This is a genomic window from Anabaena sp. UHCC 0451, assembly GCF_034931405.1.
In the GTDB taxonomy this organism is placed as follows: domain Bacteria; phylum Cyanobacteriota; class Cyanobacteriia; order Cyanobacteriales; family Nostocaceae; genus RDYJ01.
This window is the reverse complement of sequence record NZ_JAYGHA010000018.1, coordinates 29,574-46,892: the sequence shown is the minus strand read 5'-3', so window position 1 is coordinate 46,892 and position 17,319 is coordinate 29,574. Positions and strand designations below refer to the sequence as shown.

Below are 17,319 nucleotides of genomic sequence, written 5' to 3'. Positions count from 1 at the left end.
CCTGATCTAAAGTCGCCAATCTAAAATCTAAAATTGTGTCAAGGGCGGGTAATTTGATCTAACTCGCCAAATTCATCATCGGTCATTCTCCAACCTAAAGCGCCGACATTTTGTTTCGCTTGTTCGGCGTTTTTGACTCCAGCAATGGGAATTACGTTACCCTGAGCAATTAACCAGTTAAGGGCTACTTGGGCAGGGGTACGATCATATTTTTCACCGATTTTTCTCAGTAAAGATAAAACTGGGGCAATTTTATTTAAACCATCTTGACTAAATCGCGGGTCTATGCTTCTTGCACCTGTGGGCTTGTAGGCTGTGGTATATTTGCCTGTTAATAATCCCTGAGCTAAGGGACTATAAGCTAAAATTGTGACATTTAAATCACGAGCAGTTTGGAAAATACCATTAGTTTCAATTTGCCGTGTTAATAGAGAATAACGCACCTGGTTAACAGCTAAAGGTACTCCTCGTGCTTCTAATATTTGATGTGCTTCTCGCATTTGTGATGCAGAATAATTACTGACACCTACTGCACCGATTCTTCCCTTCTGCACTTCATCAGCTAAGGTGTTCATCAAAGTTTCTTGACTGAGAAAGAAAGCAAACGGCCAATGAACTTGGTATAATTCAATTCTTTCAAGTTGTAGCCGTTGGAGGCTGGCGGTTAAAGCTTCAGATACAGATTTTCCATCCCAACGCCAAGGTAATGGTCCAAATTTGGTAGCAACTTGTACTTTTTGGGTTGTTTGTTTGATGAACTTTCCTAAAAACTCTTCCGAAAGTCCTAAACCGTAAACTTCCGCAGTATCAAAAAAAGTCACACCAGCATCTAAAGCTGCGGTAAAAGCTGCTTGTAACTGTTCTTCACCGTAACCATCGCCATAATTCCAAAACAGTTTATCACCCCAAGCCCATGTTCCTATACACAGGGGAGGAACATTTGCGCCATTGTGACCTAATGCGATCGCTTCCATTTTGCTAAAATAGATTATATTTACATTTCTTTACTTATTTAGTTTAGCGTTTTCCCTTAACCTGTTCAGGTTATGCGAAATAGGTTGGGTGTTTAGGTTTATCTTGGTTAATGAGTGTAAACAATACAAAAAAGTAGCTATGGCAGGTAATAGTAATACATTTGATACTCCAAAAGACTCTCTAGCAGTCCCAAAGGTCGATATACCGACCATGTTTAGGCTAGGGTTATTTCAGATGGGGTTGAGTATGATGTCTATTTTGACTCTGGGGGTACTCAACAGAGTCATGATTCAGGAAATAGCGATTCCGGCTACAATAGTGGCTTTAGTGTTAGCAATACCTGCTTTTGTGTCTCCTACCCGGATTTTATTTGGACAGATGTCGGATGCTAAACCGTTGTTAGGTTATCATCGTACAGCTTATGTGTGGGTGGGAGCAGGAATATTTGCGATCGCTGCTTTTTTAGCTGTACAAGTAATATGGCAGTTAAACGCCGCGAGTAGTGGTGATAGCTGGGTATGGACAACTACAACTATTGCTTGGACAGGAGTTTTAGGTTTAGTTTTCGCTGTTTATGGTTTAGCAATTTGTATCAGTGGTACAACATTTGCAGCTTTGTTGGTTGATATCTCAGAAGAAGATAACCGTTCCCAAGTCGTTGGTATTGTTTGGTCAATGCTAATGGTAGGTATTATAGTTGGGGCTATTGTTAGTTCTAGTTTATTAAAACAACTGGATGGTAATGCACCTTTAGAAACTTTACAATCTGCCATTAATAGATTATTTCTAATTGTTCCCAGTGTAGTATTTGGTTTATCAATAATTGCTACTTTGGGTGTAGAAAAAAAATATTCTCGTTTTTCCAACCGTTCCACACCAGGAAACAGAGAAGATAATATTAGCATCAGTAAAGCTTGGTCAATATTAACAGCTAGTCCGCAAACAGGGATATTTTTCACCTTTTTATTGGTGATGACTATCAGCTTGTTTATGCAAGATCCAATTTTAGAACCTTATGCGGGTGAAGTGTTTAATATGCCTTTAGCTGAAAGTACCCAACTCAATGTTTTTTATGGTATAGGTATTTTAATTGCTTATGGTGTCACAGGCTTTTTCATTGTTCCACGTTTGGGTAAACGCAGAACTATCAAATTAGGCTGTATTTTAGTAGCTTTTTCTGCTTTATTACTAGGGTTTTCTGGATTTTCTGCTAATCCTAATTTCCTAAAATTTGGTTTAGTAATCTTTGGTTTATCTACGGGTTTCTTAACTACAGCAGCAGTGAGTTTAATGTTAGATCTAACAGTTGCAGAAGCCGCAGGTACTTTTATTGGTGCTTGGGGACTAGCACAGTCTATATCTAGGGGAATAGCTGTAGTTATCGGTGGTACAGTTTTAGATATAGGACGTAATTTATTACCCAATAATTTAGTATTAGCTTATGGCTTGGTTTTTGGTTTAGAAGCAGTGGGGATGTTAATTTCGATTTGGTTTTTAAACCGAGTCAATGTGACAGAATTTCAAACCAATACTAAACAAGCTTTAGCTTCTGTTTTAGAAAGTGATTTAGATTAAAGGGAACGGGGAACAGGGAACGGGGAACAGGTGACTAATAAATAATAACTAATAACTAATAAAAAATGAATGATTTTTGGAATACGATTTTAGACTTTGCGGAAACCACTACTACCAGAGTGGGAAAACAATTAATGCGCGATTTTGGGAAAGTGCAAGCTTCTCAAAAAGCAGATGGTAGTTTAGTTACTCAAGCTGATAAATGGGCTGATCAAGAAATTAGAGATGCGATCGCTTCTACTTTCTCAGGTTACGGTATTTTAAGTGAAGAAAGCGATCAAACTTTTCCTGATACAGAATGGTGTTGGGTAATTGATCCTTTAGATGGGACAACCAACTTTACACGAGGTATTCCTATATGGTCGATTTCTTTGGGTTTACTTTATCGAGGAACGCCCATTTTTGGTTATGTTTATGCACCACCTTTAAATCAAGCATTTTATGGTTTTTGGCCTGGTTCTTCAGGCTTAACAACCCCAACAGGAGCATTTTTAAATAATCACGCTATTCATACCAGTAAAGATGCTCCTAGCAGTAATCACTTTTTTAATCTTTGTTCCCGCAGTACGGGAATAATTCAACCTGGTTTTCCCTGTAAATTAAGAATGTTAGGAGTTGCTAGTTATAACTTTTTAACAATTGCGACTGGTGCAGTTTTGGGAGGTATTGAAGCAACACCAAAGGTTTGGGATATTGCAGGTGCTTGGGTAATTGTTCAAGCTGCTGGGGGTAGTTGGATATCTCTAAAAGATGAACCTTTTCCATTATTATCAGGAACAGATTATAGCGATCGCTCTTTTCCCACAATGGTTGTTAGTCAACCGGAAATAATTCCTGTGTTTACACCGTTTCTCTCAAACCTCAAACTTTAAGCATTCAGCTATCATTCATCAGCACTTGGTAATTAAGATCCCCGACTTCTAAGATCAATATCATAATTATTGAATATATAAAAAAGAAGTCGGGGATCTGGCTTTTGAATTAATGACTAATTGACTAACAACTAATGACAACTGACAAAATTATGAAAGGACTGTGGTTAGAAAACAAGCAATTACAATTAAAAACCGATCTTCCCATACCTGAACCACCAGAGGGAGAAGCTTTGGTGAGGGTTTTGCGTGCAGGAATTTGTAACACTGACTTAGAATTACTCAGAGGTTATTATCCCTACAAAGGTATTTTAGGACATGAATTTGTCGGTGTTGTAGAAAAAGGTTCAGAACATCTCATTAATAAAAGAGTTGTCGGTGAAATTAACGCTGCTTGTGGTTATTGTCGGTTTTGTCGTAGTGGACAACCTACCCACTGTGAAAATCGCACAGTTTTAGGTATTGTTAACCGTAATGGTGCTTTTGCTGAATATTTGTGTTTACCTGAAAAAAACCTGCATCTCGTACCGGAAAATGTTTCCACAGACGCAGCAACTTTCACTGAACCTATAGCAGCAGCTTTGGAAATTCAAGAACAAGTAAAATTATCTAAAGATGATAGAGTTTTAGTAGTTGGAGATGGAAAATTAGGACAGTTAATAGCACAAACTTTAGCTTTAACTGGTTGTGATTTATTAGTAGTAGGGAGACACAAAGATAAATTAGCGAATTTAGCAGCTAGGGGAATAAAAACTGGTTTAGCTGATGATGTGAAAGATAGAACTTTTGATATTTCCGTTGATTGTACAGGAAATCCCGAAGGTTTTGCTACTGCACGTCGCGCTTTACGTCCTAGAGGTACGCTAGTTTTAAAAAGTACCTACGCTGGTAATCTTAGCGTAGATGCTTCTTCATTAGTGGTAGATGAAATTACCTTGATAGGTTCTCGTTGTGGACCCTTTACCCCAGCATTAAAATTATTAGCGACAAAACAGGTTGATGTAGAATCACTAATTCATTCTCATTATTCCCTAAATGAAGGGTTAGCTGCTTTTGAAAAAGCGCAAACTAAGGGAGTTTTAAAAGTGTTGTTAGATATGAATTAGCAAATCATGGAAAATATTACATTGATGCTGCACCATTTGTAACTAGACGTTTAAACAAAGCTGCTGACCAACCAGTTTCTTTTAAAACAGCATTTGTGGCAACTTCTATATAAGACTGTTCAATAAACGCCAAATCTATCATACAGATTTTACCTAAAGCGTCTTTTAATTCTTCTGATTTTCCTTCTACTTTGAGTTTTTTACCGACTTCATGAACTACGGTGGCCATAGCTGGAACTATATGCTGGGGTTGAATTCCTATCTTGACGTGAACAATGCCAATTTTCCAACGACATTGAGAATAACCAGCACTCCAATCATCAATTCCTGTAAACATTTCATGAAACCATACCACGAATGTTTCTCGTAAGCGATGAATTCTGCCTTCAGTTGCATTTAAAATGGCATTCATTTCTTCATCACGTCCTAGATAAGTATAGAAATGATCTGCCATTTCTGCTGCTATTTCTAGTCCCCATTCTGCATTGGCTTTGAGAATAACTTTATCTTCATTGGTAAAATCAAATCTGTTTATCAAGGTATTCATGAAAACAACAGGATCTATAGTCATAATTAGTTCTTTTTCCTTTGCCAAGTTAAAACTTACGCGCACTTAATTGGTTGCTATCAAACAGATGTACTTTTGAGAAGCGACCACTGTACTGGTTTTAATTTAACCGGCAAATTTGAAAAACTTGTGATGATAGAAATAATTGTTACAAATATTTGTGTTACATCTGGGGATAATCAACTACTTATTTTTTAATCCTGTACATCCTCAAATCCTCTAAATCCTGATTCTGACAGAAAGATAATAATTAATTTGATTGATAATCATCAGTATTTAGCTATAGAAACCAGATCCCCGACTTCTGACATCAATTTATAATTTTTATAATTTGTGGACACAATCAATAAAAAAAGTCGTAAGTATTTAGCTATAGAAACTAGATCCCCGACTTCTGACATCAATTTATCATTTATGGACATAATCAATAAAAGAAGTCGGGGATCTTATCGTCCCACCTGAATTCTTACTGATAATCTTTACAACCAATGGCTTCTTCTGTATTAGCAATATAAGGGTTTACCGTACATTTAAGACGGTAATTATTAGTAAAAAATTGGCAATTATGACAAGGAATTTGGTGCATTTTTTGAGCAGTTTTAACTGTTTCTCGTGTTGCTGTCCATAAATTTAGAAATACCAAAATAATCATAGTCCAAGCTATGACAAAACAAATTGGAATTAAGAATGGTTGTAGTCCCTGAATTAGGAAAGATACAAAATTTAACATGGCAAGTTCTAATACAAGTGAGGAGTTAGAAATTAATATAACTCCTCACTCCTCATTGATCACTTCTAGCTAAAGATATATTACAGATCAAGGAGTCAGGAGTCAGGAGAAAGATAAAATATTACCTGTTCCCTGTTACCTGTTACCTGTTCCCTGTTCCCTGTTCCCTGTTAAACTCCAGCATGACCTAATGCAATACCTGTTATCAGCATTCCCAGAACTAGGAAAGGTTGGGCGCTGGCTTGATATTTGACATCATTGGCTATGGGGTCACGGAGGAAATACATATCCTGGAAAGTGATTTGGGGAATGATTAATAATACCAAGATTGCGGCGTACAAGTTTTCATGAATACTCACCAAATAACCTGCAACTAAACCTTGGAATAAGTCAATCATGACTACACAAATTAAAGCCGCAGTTTGCACACCAAACATAACTGGTAGTGATTGTAAACCTAATTGGCGATCGCCTTCTACACTCTTGAAATCATTGACAATGGCAATACCTAAACCTGCCAAGCTATAAAATAAGGTAAGAACTACTATTTTCCAATTTAGTTCACCAAACAAAGCATGACCAGCCCACCAAGGTAAAGCAATGTAACTTGCACCTAAAGCATAATTTCCTAACCAACCATTTTGTTTTAATTTTAATGGTGGTGCAGAATAGATATAGGCGATAAAAGATCCAAAAACAGACAACATCAAAACATTAGGAAAGGTATGACCAGCCCATAAATCTAAAGTGTAGGCTACCCCATATCCTAATAATAGTAAAAGCACGAATTGGCTAACTACTTGTTTTTCAGAAATTGCGCCGGAAGGAATAGGACGGTAAGGTTCATTAATAGCGTCAATTTCCCGGTCATAATAATCATTGATGGTTTGAGTGTAACCTGTCAATAATGGACCAGAAAGCAACATACAAAGGGCAGACTTCAAGACATTTTCTAAAGTCCAAGTATAGTTTCCAGAAGAAGCCGCACCACAGACTACACCCCATATTAAAGGAATCCAGGTGATAGGTTTCATCAACTGCAAGCGAATTTTCCAGATTGATGTTTCTCCTGCTGCTGCACCTTTCATTCCCAGAAGTTGGCGAGTTTTCGCATTGCGGTCTTCTGTGGTTGTTACTTCCTGATTTGTAGATTCTACAGCCTCAGTTGGTTGAGGATTTTGATTAATGGGAGTTGATTCAGACATAAGATGTAATGGTTTGGTAATGGGTAATGGGTAATGGGTGATTGGTAATGGGTCATGGATAATTCTTACCCAGTCCCCAATCCTCAGTCCCCAGTCCCCATTACCTAAAAAGAAATTATCAAATAACTATTTTGAAACTTAGCGCCGGTGATAGGTCTACCACTGAGAGCAGGGGGTAAGAAGATATTACGGCGATGATCTCCGGCTTCTATCGTCACCTCTGGACCCTGTTGGATGAGTTTGACTTGCTTTTTATCAAAACCAGGTAAAAATAGGCGGACTTGGCGATTATGTACGTCTATTTCAATTGGTTTGGGAGCCTGTGATGCTTGCTCGACAAAGTTGGGTAAAGCATCTATCAAGGGTTGCCATTCTCCGTTAGACACATCGGGAACAATACTTAGCGGTAGGGGGGTGAATTCTGCTGCTAGATTGGTGCTTGTTTCCGCAGATACTAAAATAGCGCCACCAATAGTTAAACCAACTTGTTGAGCAGTACCCCAAAGATAACGGGAATTGGCTACATCAATGGGATCTGAGGTTGTTACCAAGAAAGCGGCAACACGCTGAGGATCAGCTAAAGCAGCCCTACCTTGATCGAGAAAATTATTAACTTGGTTGGTGGGTTGGGAGAAGTTATCAGCAGTCCAATTAACATTAAAGAAACTGGTAATCAGAGGTTGAATTAAGGGAGATTCGGAAATTGTTTTGCCTAAATCGGAGTTAACAAACAATTGTCGAAATCTTCGCACATACCAGCTAATAGATTCTGGCATTCCCAACATCCGCAAGGTGGAACTGTCGCCTGTGCCATCATAGATAATTGCGTCATATTTGCCACTGGCATCATATTCGCGGATAGCATTGAGAGCGAGGGCGTTATCCATGCCTGGTAATACTACCAGTTCTTGGCCATAGACCTCTTTAAAAATAGGTGTACGTAGGTATTGCGCTTCAAGTTTTTTTACTTCTTCCCAGTTACGTTCTAGCAGTACAGATGCTTGAAACTGTACTGCTTGTAAGTTGGGAGCGATTTCCTGGGGGTCAGGAGACAGAGTAGTTTCTAGTAAAATTGGCAACGTTGGTTCTGCTAATCCTGCTAGGAGTACCCGTTTGCCTTGGGTTGCCAATAGCTTGGCTGCGGCGATCGCTATTTTGCTACGAGCGATACCACTTTTGCCTAAAAATGTCAATATCAAGGCCATTACTTGAGTTCCAATTACCGTCTGTCTGGTCAACTCCAACTTAACACGCTAACATAATGCTATGAGCTTATGCTTTGAGGTGTTTTAACTATGCTGGTTTGATTTCATCTTCAAAAAACCAAGTGGAGAAGTTGTCATCAAACTTGACTACTAAGCCAATTCCACCACCGTCAGTAACTTTGTAGCCTTCAATAATACCGACTTTTCCTAATTTTTGAGCGATAGTAGCAGATACGCGATCGCGCAAACGAATCACCTTAACTTTCTGTCCGATTTCCATGATCTAGTTACAATCCAATAAGCCAAGTCTCAGTGTAGCGGAATCTGGCACTTTGTTAGAAGTTAGGCACTCAGAAATGTTACTTTTCTAGTTATGTTAGCTGATAATGATACATTTTTTAGACAAAATCTGCGTATTTGATCAACTTAAGCATATTATATGGGACTCATATTTGAATTTTGAAAAAATCAAGTATTTGTAGGGTGCGTCAGATATAACAAATCTGTTTATTGATAGAATTTATGCAGTCTGACGCACCCTACGTATCGTTTTGTAAATCAAATATTATCCCTATAAAAAGTATAATAAATTAATAAACCACCGTGAAAACAGATACCATTTTCTATAGCTTATTTCAAGAATTTCCTAGCATTTTCTTTGAATTAATTAACCAGTCTCCTACAGAAGCAGTTGCTTATGAATTTACATCCCGTGAAGTTAAACAACTAGCTTTTCGCTTGGATGGTTTATTTTTGCCGACTACCAAAGAGGCCAAAAAACCATTTTACTTAGTGGAAGTGCAATTTCAACCAGACGATGATTTATATTATCGGCTATTTGCAGAACTTTGCCTCTACTTGAAACAATACAAACCGCCCCATCCTTGGCAGGTTGTGATTATCTATCCTAGTCGTAACATAGAAAGAGAACAGCCTGTACAATTTGGCGAAATGTTGCTGTTGGATCGAGTTAAACGCATTTATTTAGATCAGTTAGGAGAGAGTTCTTTAGGGGTAGGAGTTGTTAAACTGGTAATAGAAACAGAAGAGACAGCACCAGAATTAGCAAAACAGTTAATTGCCCAAGCGAACCAACAAATTAATGATACAACCACCAAACGGGATCTCATCAACCTAATTGAAACAATTATCGTCTATAAATTACCCAAAAAAAGCCGCGAGGAGATTGAAGCCATGTTAGGGTTAAGTGAGTTAAAACAAACCAGAGTTTATCAAGAGGCTTTAGCAGAAGGTAAACAGGAAGGGAGACAGGAAGGGATAGCGGAAGCAACCAGAAAATTATCTTTAAACTTATTAAGAATTGGTATGAGTTTAGAGCAAATTTCGGAAATAACGGAATTATCTTTGGAACAAGTTCAAGATTTACAAAGGGAAATTTAAGAGTTTTAATTATTACTAATTAATTCATTGTTTTAGGGTGTATTTGATTAATACACCCTTATGAGTTTATGGTTAAGTTGGTATAACGCTGATGGTTGGTTGCCAACATTAGCAGAAAAAGCAGAAAATGAACGTCAACGGGCTGATAAATTAGCAGAAAAACTGCGATCTTTAGGAATTAATCCTGATAGTTTATAATCAAAAAAGATAATAAATAACCACAATCAAAGCTATGGCCTTAACAGCACAAGAAATAGAAGCATTAATGCCAGATTGCACCGAACTACTTAGCGATGAACCAGAAATGGAAAGTTCCTTACACTATACACAACTATTAATATTAGTAACTTGTTTAGAATGGTTGTGGAGAGATAGAGAAGATTTCTTTATCGGAGCAAATCTTAGTATCTACTATAGCCGACAACAATTAAAAAATCGAGACTTTAGAGGACCCGACTTTTTTCTTGTAAAAAATACTGAAAAACGCCCTCGTGCTTCCTGGGTAATATGGGAAGAAAACGGCAAATATCCCAATTTAATCATTGAATTACTTTCTGATTCTACAGCCAAAGTAGACAGAGGATTAAAAAAAGAGTTATATCAAAATCAATTCCGCACTCCTGAATATTTTTGGTTTTCTCCTAATACCTTAGAATTGGTAGGATGGCGATTATTAGGAAGTGAATATGAGAGTATTACCACTTCCGAAAATGGCTGGTTTTGGAGTCAGGAATTAGGATTATACTTAGGAGTTTTTGAAAGTAGATTGAGGTATTTTAGTGTTGAAGGAAGATTAATATCAACACCAGAAGAAGCGAATTTAGAAGAGATTAAAAAAGCTGAATCTGAACGTCAAAAAGCTGAATCTGAAAGACAGAGGGCTGATAAAGCAGAAGTTAAAGCAGCTATTCTAGCTCAAAAGTTAAGAGAGTTAGGTATTGAACCTGATAATTTGTAATAAAAGTAATTTTGTTTACTAAATATATCCCTGACTTCTCAAAGGAGTTGGGGATATTTGGTATAAATGCTATTCCCGTAGTTTAGGACAGGCAAATTCTGACAAATTGGCTAAAATTAATGCTGACAATCCTATAAAATGCGCGAATACCTTGGCTGTGGTGTGTAGTGGTATTTGAGGATGACCCTATCTATCAAAGACAATTTCACTAAGTTGCAAGTACAGCGTTATTGGGAACTGCTGCAAGTTTTAGTAGGACGGACTCTCAAAGTGCGTTATCGGGGTTCGTTCCTGGGTGTTTATTGGTCACTATTAAACCCGTTAATAATGACAGGGTTATACACCGCAATTTTTGGAGTTACCTTCGCATCTTATTATGGTAACTCAATACTCAACTATGTCTTAGCAGCATTTACAGGTTTGGTAGTAATTAATTTTTTCTCAGCTTCTACATCCCAAGCCTTAGTAAGTGTAGTCAATAATGGCGCATTATTGAATAAAATTCATCTCCCAGTCAGCGTTTTTCCCGTATCAATGATTGCGTCTAATATATTTCAGTTTTGCGTCGGTGCATTTCCGTTACTGTCACTAATGACCTTAATCAATTCCAGAAGCCTAGTAAATGTCTTGGCATTAGTATTTCCGTTTCTAGCATTAATTTTAGTGTCTACAGGAATCGGATTTTTAGTAAGTGCCTTGTATGTATTTTTTAGAGATTTACCTTATTTTTATGAATTAGTCACCTTTGTAATGTGGATAAGTAGCCCTATATTTTATCCAGCAGCTATTGTACCAAACCAAGTAAAACCATTTTTAAGCTTAAATCCTTTGTCTCCAATCATTGAAAGTCTGCGTCAAATTACGTTATCAGGAACATCACCAGATTTAGGTTTAATTTGGGGTGCTTTACTGAGTGGCATCATTATTTTGTCCTTGGGATGGACTTGTTTTCATATTTGGCGACATCAATTTATGGATTTATTGTAATGGAAGTAATTCGCCTGGATCAAGTTTCACTGTGGCGACGAACACAAGAAGAATTTTCTTACGACTTAAAAAAAACAGTGCTTTCTCTTGTAGAAGGCAAATATCGCCAACCTGCCAAAAAATTAGTGCTAGATACAATTGAATTAGTAGTTAATAAAGGTGAAAAAATAGGCATTATTGGTGCGAATGGTTCTGGTAAATCCACGCTTTTGAAAATAATTTCTGGGATTCTTCAACCTACTCAGGGAACAGTAAGAGTAAAAGGAAAAATTGCTCCTTTAATTGAACTGGGAGCAGGATTTGACCCAGAAATTTCTGTCATGGACAATATTGTACTTTATGGTGTTTTACTGGGTTTTTCTAGGTTAGAAATGCGAGCAAGAGCGCAGTCTATTTTGGAGTTTGCAGAATTACAAGATTATGCTTTAGTTCCAGTTAAAGGTTTATCTTCCGGTATGGTAGCAAGATTAGGTTTTTCTATTGCTACAGATGTGCAACCTGATATTTTGATTTTGGATGAAGTTTTATCAGTAGGAGATGAAAGGTTTAAAAATAAGTGTCAGCAGCGAATTGAAAAGTTTTGGGATGCAGAAGCAACGGTTTTAGTTGTATCCCATGATTTGGGTTTTATGAAACAGTCTTGTAAAAAAATAATTTGGTTAGAGAAGGGAAAAATCAATTTCATTGGTGCGGCAGAACGTGCAGTACAGTCTTATCTGGTGGGTAAAGTCATACCAGAATAAATTCCATCTGAGATGACAGAGTGCGTAAGAATTCAGGTGAAGCGATAATATCCCCGAACTTCTTTTGTTTATTGTGTCCATAAATGATAAATTGATCTGGTGAAGTCGGGTATCTGGGTATAAACGATTGCTATAGCCGAATACTTACCAGAGTGCATTTATTTTATTTGGATTTGTAAACTTTTGTTACAAAAATCAAATCTGTGCTGAAATAGCAGAAATGTTGCAGGATTTATAGTCACAGGGTGTAACGGGAATAGGTGGACTTAATACAACTTTTTGGTAAGTTACTTCATCACCTCCTATCTCTTTGATATCCCTATGTTTGCATTAATAGAACTTACTACTGATATTCTCCAAACTGCTTAAAAACTAGGCTTCAGATATCTCCTACTGTGTTAAACCAATAGGGATAATCTAGATTTTAAGAGTTAGTAAGTCAATTCTGATTAAATCATAAACTCCATCCCTGTTTAAGTTTCAGGTGCTACTGGGAAGAGTTGCAATCTAGTTTTAAAAGCTTTCTATAAAGCTAAAAATGCGCTGTCCTCTCAAGGTATTTTTATGAAAAATTAGCCATCTTAAGACACATGAAATATCAAGTTTTATGCAGTCTGCTTTATTGAGCATGAACTCAATTTTTAGAATCGCTACCAAGTAACATTACATCATCACCAAAAATATCAATGTATAAGTTTACATCTGGAAGCTAAATGAAATCAAAAACCAAAAATAACAAGAGATTTATAGATTATTACTGTTAAATAGTTAGCCAGTATAGCTAGACATAAATCGAGAGTTATTTAGGTGTAAAAAATATCATTGTTCATTTAAAAAAAGTCATTTTTTCTAAGAAAATAGCCACTTTGCAAAAATCAAACAAACCAAATTATACATCTATTTTGAATAAATTCGGGTCTAGAATGTATCAGTTAAAAGTAATATCAATACAGAATAAATGGTTTCTAATTAAGTGTTTATTCTGTTGGCATTTCAACTGATGGTTTGGCATAACAGTTACTGAAGAAGATTTTTATTAGGCAATATAAAATATAAGGTTGAGTAAAAAAAACTATGGTTAACCAACTAGAATTACCAACTATCTGTCACCTTATTCAAAAGGAGAGATTAAATCATCTGCAAAATATTATTTTTCCTAAAACCGATATTTGTAGTGTTGAAGAACTATTTTTTAGAAGTAATGAACAAGTTTTATTTAACTATGAAAATCAGACCTTAGAACTAAATCAAGGTGGAATTGTTAGTTTTGACACCTATTTTAATGCTTTTTATGTGGATAGTTGGAAAGAATACACCAAGGTTACAACTATAGGCGCTAGTCTCACATTAAAAGGAAATTTTAAAATTACTATTTATAATATAGACAGATTGGGTGAAACTAAAACCGTATTAGCACAAAAGATAATCAACAATAACAAAATCGAGAAAATCACAGTTTTAGAAAACTTCGATATATCCGCATATACAGGAATGATATACCTGGAAATAGAAGCATTAGAAAATATGTGTCAAATTAGTACAGGGTATTTTTGTACTTTTACAGAAGCGGATACAAAGGTCAAAATTGCAGTTGTTATCTGTACTTATAAAAGAGAAGCCTATGTTTATAAAAACATGAAATTATTAGAGGAATCTTTCTTAAAACAAACTGAATATGAAGATAAACTAGAAGTATTTATTATTGATAATGGTAATACCTTAGAGAGATTTAATAGTCCTATAATTCATGTAATACCTAATAAAAATGCTGGGGGAAGTGGTGGCTTTGCAAGAGGAATGCTGGAAGTTTTACAGCAGCAACATGAATTTTCACATACTATTTTGATGGATGATGATATTCTATTTGATCCAGAAATACTCCAAAGAATTTGGAATTTTTTGAGCTTATCAAATCAAAAAGATATCTGTCTTGGTAGTAGTATGTTGAGATTAGATAAAAAATACATACAGCATGAAAAAGGAGCATATTGGAATAGAAATAAAGGTTTTGTTCCTGTCAAACCAGATATGGATTTGAGAAAATTAAAAGAAACTTTATTCAATGAAGTAGATGAATATATTGATTACAGTGGATGGTGGTTTTTCTGCTTTCCAGTTAATCTTATCAAAGATAATGGTTTACCATATCCTTTCTTTATTAAGATGGATGATGTTGAATTTTGCCGAAGAATAGGTAAGAAAATTATAATTTTAAATGGTATCTGTGTTTGGCACGAACCCTTTGAAAATAAAAAAAATCCATCAATAGAATACTATTTTTTCAGAAATAGTATGATTTATCATAGCCTGTATTTTCAAAAAGAATTTAGTAGCATCAAGGCAATTAAATGGTTTTTGAAACCATTATTGAAAGAACTATTTTGTTATAGATATGAAACGGCTGAAAGCATTATTAAAGCTACATTCGACTTTCTCGAAGGTCCTGATGCTCTAGTTGCTAACCAACCACAAGACAAGCATAAAGAAGTTTGTCAATCTAGAGAAAAAACTACTAAAGATCCAGAATTACCATTTGTATATAGTAAATATATAGCAAATCTAGAAAAGAGTGAAAACCCATTACATAGATTCTTCAGACTTCTAACTCTAAATGGTCATCTTTTACCAAATTGGTTTTTCTTTGCAGACGACACATTTAGCGATAAGGGATATAGTATTGTTCCATTTGCTAATAGTAGACCTTTAAACGCTTTTCGAGCTAAAAAAGTCTTGTATTACAATTTACAAACCCAAGAAGGTTTTATAGTTAAATTTTCCCGAAACAGATTTTTTGAGGTGCTAATAAATGCCTTATGGTTGTCCTTGGTAATGCTCTTAAAATTACCAAAATTGAAAACGCTATATATCAACTCATTTTCTGAATTTACCAGTCAAGCTTTCTGGGAAAAGTATTTAGAAATAGAACCAAAATAATTAAAATAACCGGAATAAAACTATGTACCCTAGAATGTTTGATTTTTTGATTGTTGGTGCTGGGTTTGCAGGTTGTACTTTAGCAAATTGTATAGCTACGCACCTAGATCGTAAAGTGTTACTTATTGATACCCGTAATCATATAGGTGGTAATGCTTTTGATTTTTATGACAATGCTGGAGTATTGATTCATAAATATGGAGCGCACATTTTCCATACTAATAGCAAAAAAATAATTGATTACCTTTCACAATTTACTCAATGGCGAGTTTATCAGCATGAAGTATTAGCCAAAGTTGATGGTGACTTATATCCAATTCCTATCAACTTAAATACCATTAATAAACTCTATGGACTAAATCTTAATAGTCAAGAAATTAAAGACTTTTATGAGCAAGTTAAAGAAAAATATGACAGAATTGAAAACTCAGAACAAGCTGTAGTTGGCAAAGTAGGAACTGATTTATACGAGAAATTCTTTAAAAACTATACTTACAAACAGTGGGATTTGTGGCCTCATGAATTAGATGCTTCTGTTTGCGCTCGTATTCCCGTAAGAACCAATAAAGATAACCGTTATTTTGGTGACAAGTATCAACTTATGCCCCTAAATGGTTATACAAAAATGTTTGAAAAAATGTTGGCAAATCCCAACATTAAAGTTATGCTAAATACTAGCTTTCAAGACGTAGAAAAATGGCTGAAGTTTGACCATCTAATTTATACTGGACCCATCGATCAATTTTTTGATTATAAATTTGGTAAACTTCCCTATCGCTCATTACGTTTTGAATTTGAAACTCATGATGTTGAATATTTCCAACCAGTTGCTGTTGTCAACTATCCCAACGATTATGATTTTACACGGATAGTCGAATCTAAACATATTACTGGACAAAAACATCCGAAAACTACCATCTACTACGAATATCCACAAGCGGAAGGAGACCCATATTATCCTGTTCCGCGTCCCGAAAATCGTGAGTTATTTCAACAGTATAAAACTGAAGCAGATAAGCTGGAAACAGTAACATTTGTAGGGAGATTAGCACAATACCAATATTACAACATGGATCAGGTTGTTGCTGCTGCTCTCACGGTGTTTGAAAACAGAATTAGTCAAATTTATTAGGTTTTACCAACAATTATTGGAGGAAGAATACTTTGTCATATACATCCTTTACACAAAATTTTCCCAAGTTTCTTCTTGTTTTTTTTCGTGATCAAAATACAACATTTAAAAAGCTAATAAATTATTACAAGCATCTCAAGCTAGAGTATGAAAATGTGAAAAACAGTTATAGAAAATTCGATTTAGAAGCTTTGAAAGATACAACAGAACATATTCCAAATGTGATTAAAACAAAAGCGCTAGAACATGATTTACACAAAGGTAGAGTTGTCATTGAATCAATTTTATCTTCTACAACAGAACAATTAGCAAATAGAAATTTTTTGTTAGAAAAAATAAAAGCTTATGGTTGTGCATATCAAGGATGGGATCTTTATTCTCCTTATCAACAGTATCTCAATGCTTCTGATTATGGACCGCTACAAATTCCTACAGAATTAGTAGATTTTTTAATTTATTGCATTCATAAAAAACCCGCATCATTTCTAGAAATTGGTGTGATGTACGGAGGGTTTTCTGTATTGTGCTGTGCGGTTTTATCTAAATTCAACACCAATTTTAAATATACCTGTGTTGATATAGAAGACAACTTTAGAGATTGGGAATACTTTTCATCTATTTTACCCCTTGAAAAAGCTATTCCTGCGACATCTGCTGATTTTATAGGTTCAGAGTTCGATGTTGTTTATATTGATGCTGATCATTCATATCATGGCATGAAAAATGATTTTTTCAATGTAGGTCGTTATGCAAAATTTTGTGCTTTTCATGATATTAATGCAGCCGAATATGACCACTTAGATGGTGGAACTAGAAGATGTTGGAATGAACTCAAATTATCATACTGTCAGTCAGCGTCAATTTTGGAAATTAGTCATATCGCTGAAGAGTGGATGGGTATTGGTATTATAGATTTTAATAAATGATT

17 protein-coding genes are annotated in these 17,319 nt (G+C 35.6%); 11 read left to right on the top strand and 6 right to left on the bottom strand.

The features are described from left to right. Nucleotides 1-38: 38 nt before the first annotated feature. Nucleotides 39-974: an aldo/keto reductase gene (locus VB694_RS14070; RefSeq protein WP_323360943.1), complete on the bottom strand. Its 936-nt coding sequence runs from the start codon at nucleotides 972-974 to the stop codon at nucleotides 39-41. Between the two features lie 139 nt (nucleotides 975-1,113). Between VB694_RS14070 and VB694_RS14065 the strand changes: the two genes are divergently transcribed. The 3 genes from VB694_RS14065 (at nucleotide 1,114) to VB694_RS14055 (ending at nucleotide 4,528) form a co-directional block, all read left to right on the top strand. Beyond that, complete coding sequence (locus VB694_RS14065; protein ID WP_323360942.1) at nucleotides 1,114-2,550, top strand: BCD family MFS transporter; 1,437 nt, start codon at nucleotides 1,114-1,116, stop codon at nucleotides 2,548-2,550. A gap of 65 nt (nucleotides 2,551-2,615) precedes the next feature. After that, entirely contained in the window at nucleotides 2,616-3,422 is an 807-nt protein-coding gene (locus VB694_RS14060) for an inositol monophosphatase family protein (protein WP_323360941.1), read from the top strand. Between the two features lie 152 nt (nucleotides 3,423-3,574). Beyond that, entirely contained in the window at nucleotides 3,575-4,528 is a 954-nt protein-coding gene (locus VB694_RS14055) for an MDR/zinc-dependent alcohol dehydrogenase-like family protein (protein WP_323361008.1), read from the top strand. Nucleotides 4,529-4,544: 16 nt separating this feature from the next. Here VB694_RS14055 and VB694_RS14050 read toward each other — a convergent pair whose 3' ends face one another. The 5 genes from VB694_RS14050 to VB694_RS14030 form a co-directional block, all read right to left on the bottom strand. Further along, complete coding sequence (locus tag VB694_RS14050; RefSeq protein WP_323360940.1) at nucleotides 4,545-5,099, bottom strand: protoglobin domain-containing protein; 555 nt, start codon at nucleotides 5,097-5,099, stop codon at nucleotides 4,545-4,547. Between the two features lie 463 nt (nucleotides 5,100-5,562). Continuing rightward, nucleotides 5,563-5,826 (bottom strand): hypothetical protein, encoded by a 264-nt coding sequence (locus VB694_RS14045; RefSeq protein WP_323360939.1) that lies wholly within the window; start codon nucleotides 5,824-5,826, stop codon nucleotides 5,563-5,565. A gap of 170 nt (nucleotides 5,827-5,996) precedes the next feature. Continuing rightward, on the bottom strand, nucleotides 5,997-7,031 hold the full coding sequence (gene chlG, locus VB694_RS14040; RefSeq protein WP_323360938.1) for a chlorophyll synthase ChlG: 1,035 nt from the start codon (nucleotides 7,029-7,031) through the stop codon (nucleotides 5,997-5,999). Between the two features lie 104 nt (nucleotides 7,032-7,135). After that, nucleotides 7,136-8,236: an ArsA family ATPase gene (locus VB694_RS14035; RefSeq protein ID WP_323360937.1), complete on the bottom strand. Its 1,101-nt coding sequence runs from the start codon at nucleotides 8,234-8,236 to the stop codon at nucleotides 7,136-7,138. A gap of 88 nt (nucleotides 8,237-8,324) precedes the next feature. Continuing rightward, on the bottom strand, nucleotides 8,325-8,516 hold the full coding sequence (locus tag VB694_RS14030) for a DUF2862 domain-containing protein (RefSeq protein ID WP_323360936.1): 192 nt from the start codon (nucleotides 8,514-8,516) through the stop codon (nucleotides 8,325-8,327). A gap of 323 nt (nucleotides 8,517-8,839) precedes the next feature. On the opposite strand from VB694_RS14030, the gene VB694_RS14025 reads away from it, so the two are divergent. The 8 genes from VB694_RS14025 (at nucleotide 8,840) to VB694_RS13990 (ending at nucleotide 17,317) form a co-directional block, all read left to right on the top strand. Further along, entirely contained in the window at nucleotides 8,840-9,637 is a 798-nt protein-coding gene (locus tag VB694_RS14025; RefSeq protein ID WP_323360935.1) for an Rpn family recombination-promoting nuclease/putative transposase, read from the top strand. Nucleotides 9,638-9,697: 60 nt separating this feature from the next. Further along, nucleotides 9,698-9,835, top strand: coding sequence for a hypothetical protein (locus VB694_RS14020; protein ID WP_323361013.1), 138 nt, complete (start codon nucleotides 9,698-9,700; stop codon nucleotides 9,833-9,835). Between the two features lie 34 nt (nucleotides 9,836-9,869). Continuing rightward, entirely contained in the window at nucleotides 9,870-10,595 is a 726-nt protein-coding gene (locus VB694_RS14015; protein WP_323360934.1) for a Uma2 family endonuclease, read from the top strand. Between the two features lie 180 nt (nucleotides 10,596-10,775). Further along, nucleotides 10,776-11,582: an ABC transporter permease gene (locus tag VB694_RS14010; RefSeq protein WP_323360933.1), complete on the top strand. Its 807-nt coding sequence runs from the start codon at nucleotides 10,776-10,778 to the stop codon at nucleotides 11,580-11,582. Then, entirely contained in the window at nucleotides 11,582-12,325 is a 744-nt protein-coding gene (locus VB694_RS14005) for an ABC transporter ATP-binding protein (RefSeq protein WP_323360932.1), read from the top strand. Before VB694_RS14010 ends, VB694_RS14005 begins: the two co-directional genes overlap by 1 nt. 1,074 nt (nucleotides 12,326-13,399) lie before the next feature. Next, nucleotides 13,400-15,259 carry a glycosyltransferase gene (locus VB694_RS14000; protein WP_323360931.1) on the top strand — a complete coding sequence of 620 codons (1,860 nt, stop codon included), beginning with the start codon at nucleotides 13,400-13,402 and terminating at the stop codon, nucleotides 15,257-15,259. Nucleotides 15,260-15,281: 22 nt separating this feature from the next. Beyond that, nucleotides 15,282-16,391, top strand: coding sequence for a UDP-galactopyranose mutase (gene glf / locus VB694_RS13995; protein ID WP_323360930.1), 1,110 nt, complete (start codon nucleotides 15,282-15,284; stop codon nucleotides 16,389-16,391). Between the two features lie 32 nt (nucleotides 16,392-16,423). Next, nucleotides 16,424-17,317 (top strand): class I SAM-dependent methyltransferase, encoded by an 894-nt coding sequence (locus tag VB694_RS13990; protein ID WP_323360929.1) that lies wholly within the window; start codon nucleotides 16,424-16,426, stop codon nucleotides 17,315-17,317. The last annotated feature ends 2 nt before the right edge of the window (nucleotides 17,318-17,319 follow it).

Coding starts and splice junctions, on each gene's coding strand:
- chlG (WP_323360938.1), bottom strand. CDS start 7,031: ATGTCTGAATCAACTCCCATTAATCAAAATCCTCAACCAACTGAGGCT.
- VB694_RS14005 (WP_323360932.1), top strand. CDS start 11,582: ATGGAAGTAATTCGCCTGGATCAAGTTTCACTGTGGCGACGAACACAA.
- VB694_RS14015 (WP_323360934.1), top strand. CDS start 9,870: ATGGCCTTAACAGCACAAGAAATAGAAGCATTAATGCCAGATTGCACC.
- VB694_RS14020 (WP_323361013.1), top strand. CDS start 9,698: ATGAGTTTATGGTTAAGTTGGTATAACGCTGATGGTTGGTTGCCAACA.
- VB694_RS14050 (WP_323360940.1), bottom strand. CDS start 5,099: ATGACTATAGATCCTGTTGTTTTCATGAATACCTTGATAAACAGATTT.
- glf (WP_323360930.1), top strand. CDS start 15,282: ATGTACCCTAGAATGTTTGATTTTTTGATTGTTGGTGCTGGGTTTGCA.
- VB694_RS14070 (WP_323360943.1), bottom strand. CDS start 974: ATGGAAGCGATCGCATTAGGTCACAATGGCGCAAATGTTCCTCCCCTG.
- VB694_RS14060 (WP_323360941.1), top strand. CDS start 2,616: ATGAATGATTTTTGGAATACGATTTTAGACTTTGCGGAAACCACTACT.
- VB694_RS14065 (WP_323360942.1), top strand. CDS start 1,114: ATGGCAGGTAATAGTAATACATTTGATACTCCAAAAGACTCTCTAGCA.
- VB694_RS14010 (WP_323360933.1), top strand. CDS start 10,776: ATGACCCTATCTATCAAAGACAATTTCACTAAGTTGCAAGTACAGCGT.
- VB694_RS14055 (WP_323361008.1), top strand. CDS start 3,575: ATGAAAGGACTGTGGTTAGAAAACAAGCAATTACAATTAAAAACCGAT.
- VB694_RS14035 (WP_323360937.1), bottom strand. CDS start 8,236: ATGGCCTTGATATTGACATTTTTAGGCAAAAGTGGTATCGCTCGTAGC.
- VB694_RS14000 (WP_323360931.1), top strand. CDS start 13,400: ATGGTTAACCAACTAGAATTACCAACTATCTGTCACCTTATTCAAAAG.
- VB694_RS14045 (WP_323360939.1), bottom strand. CDS start 5,826: ATGTTAAATTTTGTATCTTTCCTAATTCAGGGACTACAACCATTCTTA.
- VB694_RS14030 (WP_323360936.1), bottom strand. CDS start 8,516: ATGGAAATCGGACAGAAAGTTAAGGTGATTCGTTTGCGCGATCGCGTA.